The organism is Hymenobacter aranciens (genome assembly GCF_030580865.1).
Classification (GTDB): Bacteria; Bacteroidota; Bacteroidia; order Cytophagales; family Hymenobacteraceae; genus Hymenobacter; species Hymenobacter aranciens.
Map to the genome: position 1 here is coordinate 1 of NZ_JAUQSY010000025.1, position 16,960 is coordinate 16,960.

Sequence of the window (16,960 nt, forward strand, 5' to 3'; positions counted from 1 at the left end):
ATATCTGGCGGGCCGAAACGAGAGAATAAGAGAGAGGTCTAGCGTAGGGCAACAGCAAGGGCAAAACCAGGGGCAAAACCAGGGGCAAAACCAGGGGCAAAACCAGGGGCCGCTACCTTCATAACTATTTTGTAGACATGTTGTTTTATAGTGCCTCCTTTCAGTCACCGATTACCCATTTCTGATTACCCGTGAATGCCGCAAAAAGGTGGCTGAAAAAGGCAGTAACGCAATGGGTTACTCGGTACACCTGGAAACAGCAATGAATGGAGCTATTTCGGCCTCCTATTGGGGTGTAATTCGGCGTTCATTTGTCAGCGCCTGCGGAGTCGACCTCCTGAGCGCGTTGCGAAAGCTGTTACGAGTCAAAAAAGCAAGCAGTACCAGAGGTGGACGACCGCGCTTTTTTTGCTATACTGCTGCGATAATGGATGAAATGAGAGCTGACTGGCCATGCAGACCCTTTTTCCACTATTTACCCAAGTAGATAGCCTAAGCACGTCACCCATTAGTTGAAAACGGACTAGTTGCTCCGGTATTCTGCATGCACTTATGCGGACTTATGCGGACTTGCGTGGGCTTATGCGTATTTATGCGGACATTGCAAGTTGTAAAGAAGACTAGTCACTCCGCTACTGGCTGCTTGCAATGAAAAAAGTCATCTCCCACCAGATTTTACGCGCGGCCCTCGATGTGTTCACCACGGAGGGCTTCGCTGGCACCACCGCCCAGATTGCCCACGCTGCCGGCGTAGGAACGGGAACCTTGTTCCGGTATTTTCCCACCAAAGCGGGGCTCACCGCGGCGCTCTTTCAGGAAGTGGAGCAGGGCCTGGAAAATAGACTGGTCCCTGGCCTACCCCACTCTACCCCGCCGGCGTGGCTCACGCATGCCTCCCAGGGCCGGCTCTGGCAATATTGGATGCAAGCAGCCCAGCAAGCGCTGACTTACCCGGCCGCATTCCAGTACTGGGTGCTCTATCGCGCAGACCCGCGGGGGGCGGTGGTGCGCACGCACGCGGCAAACCGCGTAGGCTGGCTGGCCCGGGTGGCCCATGCGCTCACGGAATATCAGGACTGGGGGCAGCCGGACCCCGCGCGGCAGGCTTTGGCCGTGGCCCAGTTTGCCGGGCAGTGGGAAGCCACGCTGCACTACTTACTCACCCGGCCCCCCCTGCCCACCGCTGAACCGGCTCCGGCGGTGCTGGAGCGGGCCTTTCGGAGTTGGTGGCGGGGGCTGGACCTGTAGGATAGAATAGGAAGAGAATAGTGCCAGCATCCCATAGGCTAGCCTCAGCCTTTTCACCCCTTTTTTGTAGTCGCGTGACCCCTTTTTTGTAGTCGTGTAGCACTTGAGTGTAGATATAAAACTCGCATTTCCAACACACTGAAGTCCTTTATCAGTGAATGCGACTACAAAAAAGGGGTCGCGCCCCTCCGAATAAACTGCTGAAATGTAGGACAAACTTCCCCACGACAGCATATTAGCTTGCATTTGTTCTTGTCCAAAATTTTTTCAAAAAAACTGCTTATAAACTAGCTGTTTATTTTCTTTAAAAGCTTTTAGTTAGTTTACTGGTCGCGTAACACTTTGACTTTTAATTCCCCCAGAGCACACGCGACTACAAAAAAGGGGTCACGCGACTACAAAAAAGGGGTCACGCGACTACAAAAAAGGGGTCACGCGACTACAAAAAAGGGGTGAAAAGACTGAAATACGACTACAAAAAAGGGGTCACGCGACTACTTTGTGAAAAAAATGTAGTCGCGAGAGGGCGTAGGTCGTATTTTTGATAGAATTCTACCTTTACTCTCATGGAAGTTCACCCCGCTCTGACTCCGCAACCTTTGGTTGTTCAGCATAATGCGCTAGTCAATGCACGCTTTGACTTGACTACCAATGAAGCCCGTTTGTTCATGGCTTTGCTGTCCCGGGTACAGCGCCATGACACTGCTTTTAGCAAGTGCCAGGTTACGGTGCGAGAGGTGATGGGCGGTACGGCCAGCAAAAACAGTTACGAGCAAATGCGGCGTATGCTCAAGGATTTTGGCGGGCGCACTTTAGTCGTTGAACAGCTAGGACAGGATGGTAAATTGCAGAAGCAACCAAGCTTTACAGTTTTACCACTATTAGCTTATGCTACCTATGTCAAAGGTGAGGGATTAATCGAAGCCCAATTCAACGACTTACTTCTCCCCTACCTGCTGCAGCTACGCGACAACTTCACCAAGGCTCAGCTGACGGAACTGTTAAAGCTTAAAAGCGCCAACTCGTACCGTATTTACTGGCTATTACGCGAATACGCTAGCTTTGGCAAGCGAATCATCAGATTAAGTGAGTTAAAAGCTATTTTAGGATTGGAGCAGGAATACGACCGCTTTAATAACTTTCGGGCTCGGGTCTTGGAGCGTGCCAAAGCGGAGCTGGCGGAGACAGACTTGCCATTCACATACGAGGCAATCAAAGAAGGGCGCGAAGTCGTCGAAATCAAATTTCTTTTTCCTCCTGCTTCTAATCAGGCTATAGCTACTGAGGTATCGGTGCCAGCCTGGCAGTCTGCCCTGCTCTCCATCGGTGTTTCGGTGAAAAGCTTAGCAGCCGTAGAGGCTCGGCTGCAAGCAGGCGAATACGACGAGGGATACGTGCAGTTTGTGCTTGATGCCGTGCGAAAGCAAGTGAAAGCCGGGAAAATTAAAAAGGAGGGTGGCGCCGTTTTTAAAGCCTTGGTGGATGGCTATCTCCTCGACGACTACCGCAAAGCGCAGCAGACACCTGCTTCGGCTATCGTAAAAGCTAGCCCTGTACTCAGCGCTAAGCGGAAAAGACTCCTTAGTGCTCTGGAAGACGCTTATACTAGTCAGAGATTCATTAAAACGGCGGTCATCTACACGGACGAAACCCGGCCAGTGGCTATTGCTGATGTGCAGGCTACCATTGATGAGTTGCAGCGGCAGTTGCAGGCATTGGAGAACTGACCGTACTCAGTTAGTGCAGTGAGCAACGTTCTTATGTGTAACACGAGTAATACCGGTAACACTATTCACGCTTGGTAGCAGGCTCTGCGTTGAATTTGTGAGTGCTTCACCAGCGCTATAGAGTTGCTCTATCGCGCCACTGTCGGGTACAAAGCCAAAGGGCGGTCCGCGTTGAAGATGGCGCCTTCCTTAGTTATGGAGGAAAATTTAGTCACAATGGCGGTTCGTGGCAGTAGTGCTAGTAATACATTATTACTGGTGTTACTAATGTTATGCGATAACATTTACTCGCTGGTACGATAGACTACTATGTGCGAACCGTAATGCTACAAAGACTGGCCATTACACAGTGCAGGCCCAAGCCAACACGCAACTAGATTTGGTTTACTCAATGAAGGTTGCGTGGTAAGGGCCAGCAGAAGTAATAAATGTCCAGCTTTCTCACCAATAGAAAGTAACACTAGTAACATCAGTAATAATGGTAATAATTATAAGTGCTGTAATACAAGTAACACTGATGTGGTGTAGCTTTGCAGTATGGGTAAGATTATCGCTTTTACAAACCAAAAGGGGGGAGTTGGCAAGACCACTTCTGTTGCTAATATTGGAGCCGGGCTAGCACGGGCCGGACACCGGGTATTACTGCTTGACCTAGACCCGCAGGCTAATCTGACGAAAGGCTTAGGAGTGATGGACGCCGAGCAGAACGTGTATGGTGCCTTACTAGGGGAGTACGCATTACGCGCCTACACCCTGCGCGATAACTTGGCTCTGGTTGCTGGCTCACCGGCTCTTTCCGGTTTTGAAAAAGTAAAGGGCAACGACCTAGACCGTGAGTTTTTGCTCAAAGACTTGCTGGCACCCGTCCGGGAGCGGTTTGATTATGTACTGCTCGACTGTCCACCAGCATTAGGTTTGATTACCCTGAATGCTTATGCCTGCGCCGACATGCTGTTCATCCCCCTAGAGGCCCAACTGTATGCGGCCGATGGGCTGGAGAAGGTGCTTGACTTAGTAACCCGAGTGCAGCGTCGGGTCAACCCCGCCCTCACTATCGGAGGCATTTTCTTCACACGCTTTGATGGACGTAAAGTGCTACGACGGGAAACAGCAGAACAACTGCGGGCGCAGTATCCTGGGCTTATCTTACAGCAGGCAGTACGCGAGAGCATTGCGTTGAGCGAGGCTCCGCATTTAGGGCAAGACATTTTTGCCTACGCTCCCGGTAGCGCCGGTGCGGCTGATTACCAGACTCTACTGGAAGAAATACTCACTCGTTAAAAGTATCGTTAGCTATTCAAGCGTTCCGCGACATTCGTTATGGCCAAAACTTTCAAAAACGTAACTCGCCCAGCCGATGCGGCTGAAATAAGCAAACCTATTTCTGAACGGGATTTTTTTGATTTAACCACCGAGCCTATACGAAAGCAGAACCTTGAAGACAAAGAGGATTCGGTAAACACAAGCAATACCCACAACACGGATAATAGTGATAACACCAGTAACACTGGTACGATCACACCTTCTGTGGAAGAATCTGCTGGAGTACGGCAAACTTTCGTGCTGAGTCGTGGGCACTTGGAGCAACTACGCGACTACGTTCATGCCCGCCGAACGCAGGGCGACGTGTACTACTCGCAGAAACAAGCATTGCAAGAGGCACTAGAGTTGCTGTTCGCTACTGCGGCGCCCGCGCCGCCGCGGCCGGCCCAGGCCCGAGCCCGGGAGCAGGAACATCGGGACCGTATTCAGCAAGGACACCGGGGTAAACGCTGACCTGACGCTCGAGGCAGACCGAAGAGGTTCAGTCGTAGCGCCATCTTGCTTTGCAAATTATCTCATCAGCAATGGCAAGCAGAACTGTTTCAATCTATCCCTTTGAGCCATTCTACAATAGCGGGGATTTATCATGCACCGCGAAACCCCATTTTTGTAGTCGTATGGCGTGAAGCCGAGTTGTTGACTCTACCAACCGCACCAATCCTAGTCAGGGTAGAGATGACTTAATTTGCAAGGTAATTCATTGTTTATCAAAATTTTGCATATGGTTGGCATTACTGTTTGACGCTTTCAGATTTTTCAGATACTGATAGCGAATAAAAAATGACTGCTGCATAAAGTAGATTTTTACTTCGAAGGTGTTGCAATTCCCTGAAGTAATTACTGATAATCATTGATTTGTCGTACGCAAGTTTGCCGGGTATCATCCTGCTTGCTACTATAAGACTACAAATTTGGGGTCATCTACTCACGAGGGGAAGCAAGAGGATAGTTATGCGGGGGGGGGGGGGGAGAACGAATGCTATTTATCTCAAGCGGTTGTATAACGCTAGTATTTGCTGCCACTTTCCTTACCTAGGCAAGGAAAGCTTCTCTGTAAGAACTGTTTCACAACTACTTGAACGAACGGAGTAGTATAAAACGAGAGTATAAAAACAGAGGAGAAATTAATAGTAAATAAAAGTATATAATTTCTTAATTTTATACTTTTATTTACTAAATCATGGAGCTAGTATTATGTGCTGCTTATAAGTGATGTGTAGCGTATTGCCACTTATATTTGAAGCTGGTACAACAGTTTCATCCAGCGCTTATGTCTACGACTAGCCGCGTTAGCGGTGTGCAGCTTACGCTTCCCACCGATTTCATTCTAGAAGAGGCTACTGCCTCATCAGCAACGGTACGCCGCTCCCGGCCTGGGCGTGCGTTTGGTCCGGTCCCTATGCCTATGCCAGCGGCTTCCACTGTTCCCGATGCGATGGCGGAAGCATTTGCCCGGCAGGAAATGATTCTGGTAGACCATGTGGCTATCACTTCTCCGCTACCTACTGCCGCCCGGCGCGGGGTAGGGGAGGGGACGCCGACGTTAGAGGTAGTAGTCCCCCTGGCTGAGCAGGAGGATGCGGCCATCCTATTGGAACAGGATGGCTTTTATTCCTGGCATTTCGAGCCGAATCCGGCCGTCGCTTCGCGGCCTGGTCGCCAGCGGGGAGCTTCACCTACGCGTCAGGTGCAGTTGCGCATTCCGCTGAGTGCCGCCTTGCCGGAGGCAGCGCCTGACCAACCCACACGCCGCGGGGTTGTGGGAGACTTCCTGCGCGGCAAAATCAAGGCCTTCATCTACCGCTTTGCGGCCCGCGTCGTGGTGGGCCAGGCCGTCACGTTTCTGGAGCGCAATGTGCGGCGTGGACTGGTGCACATTGCCAGCCTGAACCCGGCGAACTGGACACTGGTGGCCAATCCTGCCGGATTGCCGCTCCCAACTGGGCGACCGGCCCGGATTCTGCTACTTGTACACGGCACGTTTAGCAGTACGGTAGGGGCCTATACGGCGCTAACGGCTACCCCCTGGGGGCAGACCTTTCTGACGGCCGCCCTGAATGACTACGACCTCGTGCTGGGATTTGACCATCCTACCCTTAGTGTGGACCCACTGGAAAATGCCAGTGACCTACTTGCCGCCCTGCAGACTATTACGTGGCCCGCTCCCCCGCGGGTAGACGTGGTTGCCCACAGCCGTGGGGGATTGGTGTTTCGCTGCCTGGTAGAGCACCTGCTGCCGCTGACCAGCTTTACCTGGCAGCTGGGCCGGGTGGTATTTGTGGGAGTGACCAACGCAGGAACCCTGCTGGCCGCCCCAGCGAACTGGCAGGCCCTGGTGGACCTGTACACGAACCTGACCGCCGCCACCTGTCAGCTGCTGCGTTTAATGCCCCAGGCCACGGCCGTAAGTCTCGTGCTGGAAGAGTTGGTGCGCAGCCTGGGCGCCTTCGTGAAGTACTGTGCCACGACTGCCGTCACCGACCGCCTGGCCCCCGGGCTGGCGGCTATGGAGCCAGGAGGAGAGTTCATCACGCGCCTCAACGAGGAACAGCCCCGCCAGCCCACCATTGCGCAGACCGATTACTGCGCCATCACCTCCGATTTTCAGCCCCAGGTGCGCGGCGGCGTGCACGAGCCGCGGGAACTACCCGCTCGCCTGCTCCAGTGGCTGGGCAGCAGTTTTATGGGAGCCCTGATGCAGGAGGCCAATGACCTGGTGGTCCACACTGCCTCCATGACACAGTTGGACGCCAGCGTTGGCACGTATTTCAAGGATGTACTGGCCTTCGGCACCAACCCGCAGGTGTATCACACCAATTATTTCGTGCGCCCGGAGGTGACGAATGCCCTGACGCGCTGGCTGCGCCTGCGTGCTCCCCAGCCCCCACTTACTCCGACTGAGAAGCGTCAACGGAAACCTGCTCCCAAGTCCACTCCCGGGCCGGGCCGCGCCGTCGAGGCTGACCTGCCCGCCTCCGTAGATGTGGATGTTTGTTTGCTGCCCGCCACGCTGCTCGTGCGCGAAGCCCTGCAGCTGGTCCAGACGCAACATCCCAGTTACGTTATCGTGCAGCAATCGATGGACGAGGGCCACCGCGAATTTGCCTTTGCCACTGAGCACTTACTGGCGCTTCCCAAAACGGCAGCGGGTCGTTCGCTGGCCGACGCCCTACACCTGGCACGCACGACCCCTTCACCGGTGCTGACCCCGGGTACTGTTCCCGATACCTTACAGCCCCTGCTGGTTCCGCAGGAGCAAGGCCGACGGCACACTACCGGCCCTGCTCCTGAAGAGCTGCCTATCATTGCGCAGCAGGGCCGCTCAACGGGAGTAGTACCGCCGCTGGCATCAGGGGCCGACGGGCCAGCTTTGGCAGCCCTGGCCCGTAAAGTAGCGTCGCCCCGTCAGGGTGCCGACGAGGTGCTGCGCCGCCGCTTGCTGCCGTCGTTTCTGGCGGAAGAAGCGGGGCAATCCTCTCGGGTGGCCCGCCAGCAGCGGCTGGGTTTCTTCGTGGGGGCCGACCAGGTCGTGGCGGGTGCTGGCAGCGAAGCGCCCGCTACGCCCCGTCCCCGTCCCACCCGGGCTGCCCGCCGCCCCACGCCGATGCCTGCGCCGTGTCATTTCCGCGCCGAGATGGAGCAACAGGTACTGGTCGGCCGACCGGCCGTACTAGAGGTGCTCGTCGCGCGCGAGGCCCTGGCGTCGGTTGGCCACAACGGCGCCGACGCTGCCCAGCTGGACGTGCCAGCCGGCGCCCCGCTCACCGTGCAGATACTTCCCAAGGTGAATTTTGAGTGGGTCGAGCCGGTCGACCAGTACACCCGCACCGTGGAAGCGCCCACACCCGGCGCGCCGCAGTCCCTGTACTTCACCCTGCGGGCGACCCACACGGGCGAAGGAGAGGTTTGGGTGGTCGTGCGCCAGAATCAGGTTCCCCTGCTCACGCTGCACCTGCGGCCGGAAGTAGTTACGGCGCGCAGTACTGCCGCGGGCCGGCGCACCCAGGCCGAAGCCCCCGTTACGCCCGCCGCAGCCCCCACCCCGGCGCTGCACCAACTCGTTATCACTGAGCGCCGCAATGGCAGCCAGCTCAGCTATCACTTCCAGCTGCAGCTGCCCGACCTGGGCGTACTGCAGTGGGGCGAAACCCAACCCTTCGCCGGAGACCGGCAGGCGTACGTGGCCCAGCTCTACCAGGAGATTGAGCAGCGCTGGGTGAGCAGCCACGCCGACGCAACCAATTTTGCCGCCGAATTGCAGGCCCTGGGGGGAGTTCTTTTTAACGAGCTACTACCAGCCGACCTGCAACGAGTACTTTGGCAGCACCGGGCGGCTATCCGCAGTATTCTGGTGATTGCCGAGGAACCGTTCATTCCCTGGGAGCTGGTTTGCCTGCACGAGCCGGGCCGCAGCCTGACAGCGCAGGCACGCTTCTTCGGCGAGCTGGGGCTGGTGCGCTGGCTGCACGCCGCCGGCTGGCCCCGCCAGCAGCTGCGGCTGCGCAAGGGCAAGCGCTACTACGTGGTGCCGCACTACCCGCACCCGGATTACGTGCTGCCCGGAGCCGAAGACGAAGAAGAGTTCTTGCGCAATTTCCTGCACGCAAAAGCAGTGTCGCCCACGGCCCAGAGCGTACGCACGCTCTTGCAGCAGGGCGGCGGCATCGACCTGCTGCATTTTGCCTGCCACGGCGAGGCCAATGCCGCGAACATTGCCAACGCGCAACTACTGCTGGAAGGGCGCCTGGAGAATGGTGCGTATTTGCCGGAGTACCTGGGTAGCACCATTGTGGCACAGTTTACTGATTTTGGCTCCGATACGCCGCTTGTCGTGCTGAATGCTTGCCAGGCGGGGCGGCTGGGGTATCAGCTCACGGGCGTGGGTGGGTTTGCCCAGGCCTTTCTTTCGCGTGGGGCAGGCGCATTCCTAGGCTCGCTGTGGGCTATCGGGGATGCCTCGGCCGGCGCGTTTAGCCAAGCACTCTACGAGGCACTATTAGCTGGCCAGCCGCTCGCTGAAGCCGTAACCACCGCCCGACAGCGTGCCCGCGAGGATGGCGACCCCACCTGGCTTTCCTACGTGGTATATGGGCACCCCTACGCCACGGTTGCGACGACCTGAATGGTATGACTGACGCACACTTCACACCGGTGGCAGATTCGGCACGACCAAGTCCAGGTCGCGCACGAGCAAGGTCAGGAACCGGGCATCGAACCCCGGGGCTCGGAGCAGTTGCTGGCGGAAGCGGGCCTGGGCCAGGGCGCGGCGCAGTGATGCCCGTAAGGGGGTAAAGACGTTTATCAGCAGACAGTAGAAGGCCGTATGCAGGTCGGTAGCGTCAAACACCAGTTCCAGGATGGGCGTTTGCTGCAGCAGTGCCCGAGCCACCCACACGTACTTGGGCAGGGCGGTGGTCAGCAGGCGCTCCAGCGGCGCTTCGGTGACGGGGCGTGTCCGCCGCAGCTCGTCCTTGTAGTCGTTGCTCAGGGCCAGATACACGTCCCACACCACATCTTCTGCAGCGGGCACTGTATCAGGCGAGAGCAGCTGCTGAAACAGCGCTACCTGCCGGTAGACTTGCTCATACGTAATGCGAACCTGAGCCGTAATGGGCACAAACATGCTGTAGAGCGAAGCTCGCCGATGAGTCTTCCAGCGCTTAGCAGTGGCCCAATTAGCATCGGCCGGCCAGGGCGTCACCAGCGTGCCGTCGTTGGCAAAGGAATAACGGGCGTAGGGACCCATCTGGTCGTCGTGGGCGTAGAGCCGGTCAATCGCGTGCGCGACGAGCGAAAACTCCGGGGAGGCAGGTACCGGGGTGGCCGCCAGGCGGTAGCCCGTGACCGTCACGAGGTGCCCCTGTTGCGGGTCTTCATCGAGCAGGACGAACAGCAGGATGGGTAGTCCCAGCCGCAGGTAGGCGTATAGAAAGCCCTGTGCCCCGCGCAGTTGCTCCCGCAGCTGTTCTTCTACACTGCGTTCCTCGTCGGGCCACTCTTCCCAGCGCTGGCGATACGTGCGCAGCTCCGTGACTAGGCCCACGGCCTGGATAGCCTCGCCGATTTGCGTCTGGTCGAGCCCGGCGCTGGGAAAGTTACGGCCGTGGCGGTTGAACAGGGTTCGGGCGGCGGCCGTAATTTGATAGGGCGAGGGTAGGGGAGTCTGGAACAGGCCCGCCGTTCGGTGGAACGCCATCCACAGGGCCGTGGTGGCACAGGCGCTGACGTTGCTATCCTGCTCCTGAAAGATAAGCGTAGTTATTTCCAGTTGCTTGCCTAGCAGATTAACGCCGTAAGACCGGCCAACCGGATAGTGACGCCGATTGGCCGTGGTGGCCGGGTAGGGCCGCAGCAGGGTTGCCCCGATTTGGCGGGCGGGCAGGGGCTTAACCACTACGTAGCCCAGGTAGGAAGCCCAGAGTTCGGTGCCGACGGCCGGGTCTGCCAGGGCAGCCAGTAGGTCGGCGCGCGCAAACGCGTGGCGGAAGAAATGCACCCGGGTACACGTACGAGGGTAATCGCGGAAACCGCGCGCGTAATAGTCGGCGTAGTCGTCGAGAAAGGACTGGCTGAGGTAGGGTTTCTCGACGACGATGGTGGCCGCATGCAGGCTTTCGCCCCCACTGCCCAAGTACTCGGCGAAATAGTGAAAATGGCGCTTGCGCCGCGTCGACGCCGCGTCGACCCACTCGTTGCTGAGCACCACGGCCAGGGCATCGGGGGAGTACGGCAGAACGTCAAAGGCAATAGGCGTAACCACAGACGCGTGGGAGTAGACAAGGAATAAAAAACGCCCCACGGATGAGGCGCTACGAAATACTAAAGAAAGATAGAAGCTGAACCGCTAGAGTCGGGCGCGCACTTTGAGCCGGTCGCGTTCTACTTCGGCTCGCTCGATTAACCGGTCGGCCTGACGAACAATCTTCGCAAGCTGGTCGCGGTGGGCAGCACTCTGGAAGCGCGCTTGGTCGCTGCGAAATTCCACCACAAGAGTTGGGGGAGTGAGAGCTGGCATGGCATGATGATTTAAGAAGGGAGGACAAATATACAGCGTGTTGCGCACAACAGCGTTTCACTACTCTGCTGCATAGCCGTTACGCTGTGTACGTAGTCCCTTCCAAAAGAGGTCAAGCATGAATCCAAAAGCCAAATCGGGCAAACTGGGCGCCCGTCCACCACACGCGGCCCCCGTACTGAAAATTCTGTGCCCCGGCCTGACTCATCAGCGGCGTGGTCACACGCTCGCCCACGCGCTTGGCCCGGTGAGCGCTCGTCTCGGGCACCACGGCGACGATATGGCCCGGGGTATTCAAGTCCCGGCGCTGGGCACAGATGATGCACACCTGTCCGCTGTTGGCCGCTTGTTGCACCTCAGTCAGGTCTACCGAGCGACGCCAGCCAAAATCCGGCCCGAACTCGTCCAGCCACTGGTAGAGGCTGTTGGCATTAAGCTCCTGCACCGTCGTACCGTAGGCGGGCTTTACCGCCTGCCCCGCCGCCAGGACTACCAGCGCCTTGCGCGTCCACCACACGCGGGGCAGGTAGGTACCGGCCAGGTGGCAGTAGTCGTGGGCGTAGATGTTGCAGAAAGTCCGGCCGGCCCCGGGGGCGTAGCGCGCCGAGCGGTCCACGGCCAGGTAGGCAATGATGCTGCCCAACTGCTGTGCTTGGTCGGCTGGCGTAGGGCCGGGCCGCCCCGGCTGATTGGCCTCCGTCAAATCGAAGACCCGCGCCCCGGCGCTGGCGGAATTGCGGCGAACCGGGCTCGGGCTGGGCAGGCGAGCCTCGGGAATATTGGGCAGCACCACCGGCGGGGACGGTACTTGCTGCGGGCTCGTCAGGCGCTTGAGGAAACTAGCTTTGGCGAAGCCCGTGACGGCCGTTCCCTGCACGTCAGCCTGTACCTGCAACCAGCCGGCGGCCGTCGCGGGCGCCAACTGGCGCACGGTCTGGCCCTGGCGCAGGCGGGTGAGGATATTGCGTGGGTTGACCTTCGGCGCGGCGCGTAGGTTCAGCTCCAACGGGAGCACTTCGTAGAGGATATCGGCCATTGGGGAGAGGTGTCTGAAGGTAGATGCGGTGTACTTCGCAGTGAAGGCGGACACGTGGGGCTAGTGACGACATAGCCGGTAAGCGATGATTTGCCTTCGTCGCTTGGTTGACTACGGCAGTAAAAGAAGCAATCTGACTGCTTGTTATCGTTAAGCGAGCGAATCGTAAGCCTTGGCCAGCCGTTTGTCATAGTTGAAGGCTTTATAGCCAGCGCCATTGTAGTAATAGGCAAACACGCCCCAATCCTTTTTCTTGAGCGCGGCCGCCATCACTGGCTTGGCTTTGATAAAGCGAAGCATGGCGGTGAGTTGATTAGCCTCGGATTGCCGGAACGCCTCGACCATCGCCTCGACACTGGCGTACCCGCACACCTGGTGATTGAAGCCCATCATTTGCGGCAGGCCCCAGCTCGTGGCCAGGTCGGCCGTGTGCTTGTCGATGCGGCCGGCGGCATCGAACGCCAGCCGCTCTTTGACCTGTCCTTCCACCCCATTGGCCTGCGTCGCGACCCAGTCATTGACCAGCGCGGCCTGCGCTGGCGTGGCTGCCTGCTTGGCCACGGCCGTAGAGGCTGCCGTGATAGCCGTCGTCAGCGCCTTCGGCAACAGCCGCCGAAACCAGCTCGGCTCAAATTGAATCAGCAAGTAGCCGGTGGTTTTATCGTAGCCGCTACCACCGGTTTCCACTTTGATGACCGCGCGAACGGCTCGGGGCTCAAAGCCGGCGGCAGTCGCCGCCGCCGTCAGTTGCTGGGAAGTGAGTTTCTGGCTCATTGCAGGTAAAGAGGTAGGCACTGAATACAGCGGCTAATATAGGTGGTAAAGCGTCTGGAAAAGCAGCTTGACCTATTGAGTAGATAGAAAGAGGGAAGTAGTGTTTCGGTCACTAGTGTAATCGCCAGTACGGCCCTTTGCCTGCGCTCATTAACTTTTCCGGGTTCTGCCCATACTATCCTTGGATGGCGAGCGTTTAGAGCCGTACTTGCGCCTCCATCATCCGCTTTTCTTCCCGCTGTCCCATGGAACCTTACGATACGCTACGCAGCCAACTACAAACTCTCATCAGGACCGGCGGGCAAGGGGGCAAAACCACGGCGCAGGATTTGCGCACGTTTTTGAGTGAGCTCCTTGATGTGCTGGAAGCGGATACCGATGCGGTGCAAAGCGTCAATGGTAAAACGGGGGTCGTGGCGCTGCAGCCTAGCGACCTGAATCTGACCAACTATAGCAAGGCTACTACGCAGACCGCGTTGGGGCAGGGCGACACGGTGCTACAGGCCTTGGGCAAGCTGGAAAAGAAGGCCGACGATGCCATCCTGACGCAGATTGCTTACGTGCAGCGGGCCGCCCCAGACACGACGACCAACAAGGTCCGCTTCGATAAAAACGCCCACTATGCCCGGACACTCACGGCGCTAACGGCGGCCCATTTCGTCTCGCCCAACGACCCGACCAACGTAGCTGGTATCACCGTGCGCCTGCAATATAATGGGAATACGGCGCCGGTGTTTCCTGGTAATTACGTGTTGGTATCCGGGGCATTTGTGACTATCCCGCAGTACACTAACCATGAAACGGTGATTTACCTGACGTTTATTCCGGCAGCTGTAACCGGTTCGGCCTTGGTGGAAGTGACCATTTCTCAGTATACAACTTAGGTCATGGCTTTTAACGTAAGCACTATCCGGCCCCTGTATCCGGTTATCAAGTTGCTGCTGGCACCGCAGACTAACATCACAGCGGGCGGTCTGGGTCTGTTTTCCAAACAACCCAGCCGTACAGCCAAGACGGTCTACTCGGATGGAACGGTGCAATGGCACCGGCAGAATGTGGCCAACGTCGGGATTGCCGGCAAAGCATTTGCCGTCGCCGAGCCGGGACGCTACCTGGAAATGTACATGCCGGGACTGCCCTCGGACATCATCGGCTTCGATAGCCGCGGCACCAACCTGCTCAGCATTAACAGTGAGGAAGTCGGCACGTTAGATTTTCGACCGTACCCCAACATCAATAGCTGTGTGCTATACTCGATGCCCTTCCGCAAGGTGCTGGGTAGCTTCAACGGGTTCGCCCCGTTTTTGCGCTTTAATAGCGTCAGCGCCCCACTAGATTTAAGCGAGTGCCACGCGCTGGGGGGCATCAACATGCCCGCTATCACCATCACTGACCTCGTTTTTCCGCCGGCCGCCACGAACCAAGGCATTTCCAGCATCGTGCTGGGGGAAATACGCATGGTGAATAAGGATTTCGTCATCCCGGCTTATCCGGCCCTTATCAGCCTAGATTTGACGACCAGCCCCTACTTCAGCCGTCTCAATACGCTCGACCTGCAGGCCGTGCCCACCCTGGTGACGGTAAACGTTAATGGCACGGGGCCGAAAGACATCCTCTACACAGCCGCCAACTACGCGGCCCTGACGACGTTGAATCTGCAGAACAACCGGCTGTCGACCCGGACGGAGCAAGGCGGGAACTTCTATGGTAATGATACCGATACGGGCTTAGTGGCACTGGTGCGCAATTCATTGAAGCTACATATTCTAAACTTGTCTTTTAGCGGGCATGGTGGTGCCGAATTTGCGGCGCTCGTCGATGCCCTCTACGTAACCCGGACCTCACGGCCCGCGACGACCAGCCGTACGCTAAATCTGGCGGGTATGAGTTTCCCCTCTTTTTATCCTTCGTTCGCGGCCACCGACCAACCCAATGACAGCATTGTGGACCTGGCGACCCGGCAGAAGCTGGCGGCGTTGTTGCGACGGAATTGGTTTATTAATTACAACCCACCGCGCGGCACGCTCAGCTACGATGCTACCGTTGGGGCCACGGTCGTACAGGTAACTTTCCCGACGGAACTAGCCATCGACTGCTGGGCCGTGAATGACATTGTTACGCTCTCTAGCCCAAATGCTGCCGGCGCCCTCACAGCTGGTAATTACCGGGTGGCTACTACCTCGCCAGGGGGCAAGAGCTGGCATCTGGAAGCCGTGCCCGGCACCCCAGCTTTGGTAGTTCCTACCAATCAGGGGGGCACAGCTACTGTCGATAAGCCACTGAGCTATCGTTTCCGCTGTGGCAGCACGACGTATACGGATACGTCCCTCAGCAGCTGGAAGGCCATCAGCCAAGGAGTTACATACATTAGTCCCAATGCAGTGACGGATACCCGGGAGTCGGGCCTCTATCAAACGATGTGCATGGGTGCCATCTCTTTGACCTTGGCCGGGCTGCTCAATGGGAATTATATTGCCCGAATGCACTTTTACGACGATGAAAGTATGAGCAGCAGTCCACGAGTTTTCAGCGTGAGCTTCGATGGTACGACTGTCTTGACTGACCTGAACATTCGGGCGACCGTCGGTTACCGAACGGCCTTGCAACAGGAAGCAGTGATTACAGTTACTAATAATCAAACGGTACTGTCCTTGCTAGCGGGCACTGGTACACCCATACTGAGCGCAGTAGAACTCATTCGGGTGTTGTGACTTTATCTGAACACTGGCCTTCTATACTGAGCAGCGCCAGAATCGGAAACGCTGCCGGGCGTAGCCTGAGAAGCTGGTCTCGCCGAAGGGGTAGTACTCCTCCCGGCTCACCTCGCCCCCGCTGGCATCGGTCTGCCCGGCCGTGCTGTCTAGGTGGTCGGCCAGCGGGTAGAGCTCGGCTGGCCGCTGGTCGCCCAGCGCATCCCCGCTGCGCCGCTGGTACAGGCGGCTCTGCCCGTCGAGCACGGCCACCGTGGTCTGTTCCGGACCGGGTGTAGCGTTGCTGACCTCATAGCGGTGCTCGAAGCCGCCGTCCACGTACACGGTGACCTGCCACGTGCCGGCGCTGGTTTGCACCAGCTTCTTCGTGCGCTGCCCGCCCGCATCGTAGAGGTACTGCGCCAGCACCGTCGGCGCGGTGTTAGCCTGGCTCGGACCGGTCCAGGTGACGTACTAGCGCAGGCGGTTGGCCCCGTCCCAACTCAGGTGCCGGCTGCCATTCCAACTCAGGTGCCGGCTGCCATTTTCTTGCACGATATTGTCCGCTTTGTCGTGCTTGTACTGCACGGCCGAGCCCGTGCCGAAGCTGACGTGGTCGAGATAGTTGCGCCCGGCCACGTAGCTGAACGTGCGCGTGAAGCTGCTCTCTGACGAAAAAGCAGATTAACAAAACGCGAGCAAAGACCTGTTAACGGATATATCTATTTAATTCTTATTAGTTCTTTGCTAGCATATCCAGATATTGCACTGTTTTCATTCATGGATATATTGTTTAAACTCGAAATTGCTTCTTTGGTACCGATTGCAGCTAAGGCTTTTATGCACTTTCTCGCAAGCTGATACGTATCATCATAAGCTAGGTACTCAAAGCGCTTTGTAGCTGTAGCTGCTAGATAGGGTATCGAAAAAGGATCTTTTAATTGCTGCAGATAATGCGCGATAGTTTCATGACTAAAATGCCAATCTTGGAGCAGCAACTCACACAACACCTCCGTGTTTGCTTTTGAAAACACATTGTCTTGCGTTAAAAAGTACAAAGCATCTTCTAGGCGTTCAGGATTGTGCTCGACTAAGCTTTTCTTTAATTCGAGATTTATGTCCATTTGAAAAAAATAAAAATGATTTA

13 protein-coding genes are annotated in these 16,960 nt (G+C 57.0%); 7 read left to right on the forward strand and 6 right to left on the reverse strand.

All coding sequences use genetic code 11. The features are described 5' to 3' along the window. Positions 1-648 precede the first annotated feature (648 nt). From Q5H93_RS23465 to Q5H93_RS23485, 5 genes are all read left to right on the forward strand, one after another. Positions 649-1,248 carry a TetR/AcrR family transcriptional regulator gene (locus tag Q5H93_RS23465; protein ID WP_305009171.1) on the forward strand — a complete coding sequence of 200 codons (600 nt, stop codon included), beginning with the start codon at positions 649-651 and terminating at the stop codon, positions 1,246-1,248. 566 nt (positions 1,249-1,814) lie between these two features. Beyond that, complete coding sequence (locus Q5H93_RS23470; protein ID WP_305009172.1) at positions 1,815-2,975, forward strand: replication initiation protein; 1,161 nt, start codon at positions 1,815-1,817, stop codon at positions 2,973-2,975. A gap of 537 nt (positions 2,976-3,512) precedes the next feature. Then, positions 3,513-4,256 (forward strand): ParA family protein, encoded by a 744-nt coding sequence (locus tag Q5H93_RS23475; RefSeq protein WP_305009173.1) that lies wholly within the window; start codon positions 3,513-3,515, stop codon positions 4,254-4,256. Between the two features lie 39 nt (positions 4,257-4,295). Next, the gene (locus Q5H93_RS23480) at positions 4,296-4,751 is read left to right on the forward strand and encodes a hypothetical protein (protein WP_305009174.1); all 456 of its coding nucleotides are present in this window, start codon (positions 4,296-4,298) and stop codon (positions 4,749-4,751) included. Positions 4,752-5,703: 952 nt separating this feature from the next. Continuing rightward, positions 5,704-9,420, forward strand: coding sequence for a DUF7379 domain-containing protein (locus Q5H93_RS23485; RefSeq protein ID WP_305009175.1), 3,717 nt, complete (start codon positions 5,704-5,706; stop codon positions 9,418-9,420). Positions 9,421-9,441: 21 nt separating this feature from the next. Here the strand turns inward: Q5H93_RS23485 and Q5H93_RS23490 are convergent, their stop codons facing one another. The 3 genes from Q5H93_RS23490 to Q5H93_RS23500 form a co-directional block, all read right to left on the reverse strand. Then, positions 9,442-11,058 (reverse strand): hypothetical protein, encoded by a 1,617-nt coding sequence (locus Q5H93_RS23490; RefSeq protein WP_305009176.1) that lies wholly within the window; start codon positions 11,056-11,058, stop codon positions 9,442-9,444. Positions 11,059-11,425: 367 nt separating this feature from the next. Then, positions 11,426-12,349 carry a hypothetical protein gene (locus Q5H93_RS23495; protein WP_305009178.1) on the reverse strand — a complete coding sequence of 308 codons (924 nt, stop codon included), beginning with the start codon at positions 12,347-12,349 and terminating at the stop codon, positions 11,426-11,428. Positions 12,350-12,499: 150 nt separating this feature from the next. Next, a complete protein-coding gene (locus Q5H93_RS23500) occupies positions 12,500-13,123 on the reverse strand; it encodes an N-acetylmuramidase family protein (RefSeq protein WP_305009179.1) in 624 nt (207 codons plus the stop codon). A gap of 245 nt (positions 13,124-13,368) precedes the next feature. Here Q5H93_RS23500 and Q5H93_RS23505 point away from each other — a divergent pair, with 245 nt between their 5' ends. Then, positions 13,369-14,007 carry a hypothetical protein gene (locus Q5H93_RS23505; protein ID WP_305009180.1) on the forward strand — a complete coding sequence of 213 codons (639 nt, stop codon included), beginning with the start codon at positions 13,369-13,371 and terminating at the stop codon, positions 14,005-14,007. A 3-nt stretch (positions 14,008-14,010) separates the two neighbouring features. Beyond that, positions 14,011-15,834, forward strand: a complete 1,824-nt coding sequence (locus tag Q5H93_RS23510) for a malectin domain-containing carbohydrate-binding protein (protein ID WP_305009181.1) — start codon at positions 14,011-14,013, stop codon at positions 15,832-15,834. 21 nt (positions 15,835-15,855) lie between these two features. On the opposite strand, the gene Q5H93_RS23515 is transcribed toward Q5H93_RS23510, so the two are convergent. The 3 genes from Q5H93_RS23515 to Q5H93_RS23525 all read right to left on the reverse strand — a co-directional run bounded on the left by Q5H93_RS23515 (position 15,856) and on the right by Q5H93_RS23525 (position 16,937). Then, positions 15,856-16,242 carry a hypothetical protein gene (locus tag Q5H93_RS23515; RefSeq protein WP_305009182.1) on the reverse strand — a complete coding sequence of 129 codons (387 nt, stop codon included), beginning with the start codon at positions 16,240-16,242 and terminating at the stop codon, positions 15,856-15,858. A 45-nt stretch (positions 16,243-16,287) separates the two neighbouring features. Continuing rightward, a complete protein-coding gene (locus Q5H93_RS23520; protein WP_305009183.1) occupies positions 16,288-16,452 on the reverse strand; it encodes a hypothetical protein in 165 nt (54 codons plus the stop codon). Between the two features lie 83 nt (positions 16,453-16,535). Beyond that, entirely contained in the window at positions 16,536-16,937 is a 402-nt protein-coding gene (locus tag Q5H93_RS23525) for a hypothetical protein (RefSeq protein WP_305009184.1), read from the reverse strand. Positions 16,938-16,960: the final 23 nt, after the last annotated feature.

Coding starts and splice junctions, on each gene's coding strand:
- Q5H93_RS23465 (WP_305009171.1), top strand. CDS start 649: ATGAAAAAAGTCATCTCCCACCAGATTTTACGCGCGGCCCTCGATGTG.
- Q5H93_RS23470 (WP_305009172.1), top strand. CDS start 1,815: ATGGAAGTTCACCCCGCTCTGACTCCGCAACCTTTGGTTGTTCAGCAT.
- Q5H93_RS23475 (WP_305009173.1), top strand. CDS start 3,513: ATGGGTAAGATTATCGCTTTTACAAACCAAAAGGGGGGAGTTGGCAAG.
- Q5H93_RS23480 (WP_305009174.1), top strand. CDS start 4,296: ATGGCCAAAACTTTCAAAAACGTAACTCGCCCAGCCGATGCGGCTGAA.
- Q5H93_RS23485 (WP_305009175.1), top strand. CDS start 5,704: ATGCCAGCGGCTTCCACTGTTCCCGATGCGATGGCGGAAGCATTTGCC.
- Q5H93_RS23495 (WP_305009178.1), bottom strand. CDS start 12,349: ATGGCCGATATCCTCTACGAAGTGCTCCCGTTGGAGCTGAACCTACGC.
- Q5H93_RS23500 (WP_305009179.1), bottom strand. CDS start 13,123: ATGAGCCAGAAACTCACTTCCCAGCAACTGACGGCGGCGGCGACTGCC.
- Q5H93_RS23505 (WP_305009180.1), top strand. CDS start 13,369: ATGGAACCTTACGATACGCTACGCAGCCAACTACAAACTCTCATCAGG.
- Q5H93_RS23510 (WP_305009181.1), top strand. CDS start 14,011: ATGGCTTTTAACGTAAGCACTATCCGGCCCCTGTATCCGGTTATCAAG.
- Q5H93_RS23525 (WP_305009184.1), bottom strand. CDS start 16,937: ATGGACATAAATCTCGAATTAAAGAAAAGCTTAGTCGAGCACAATCCT.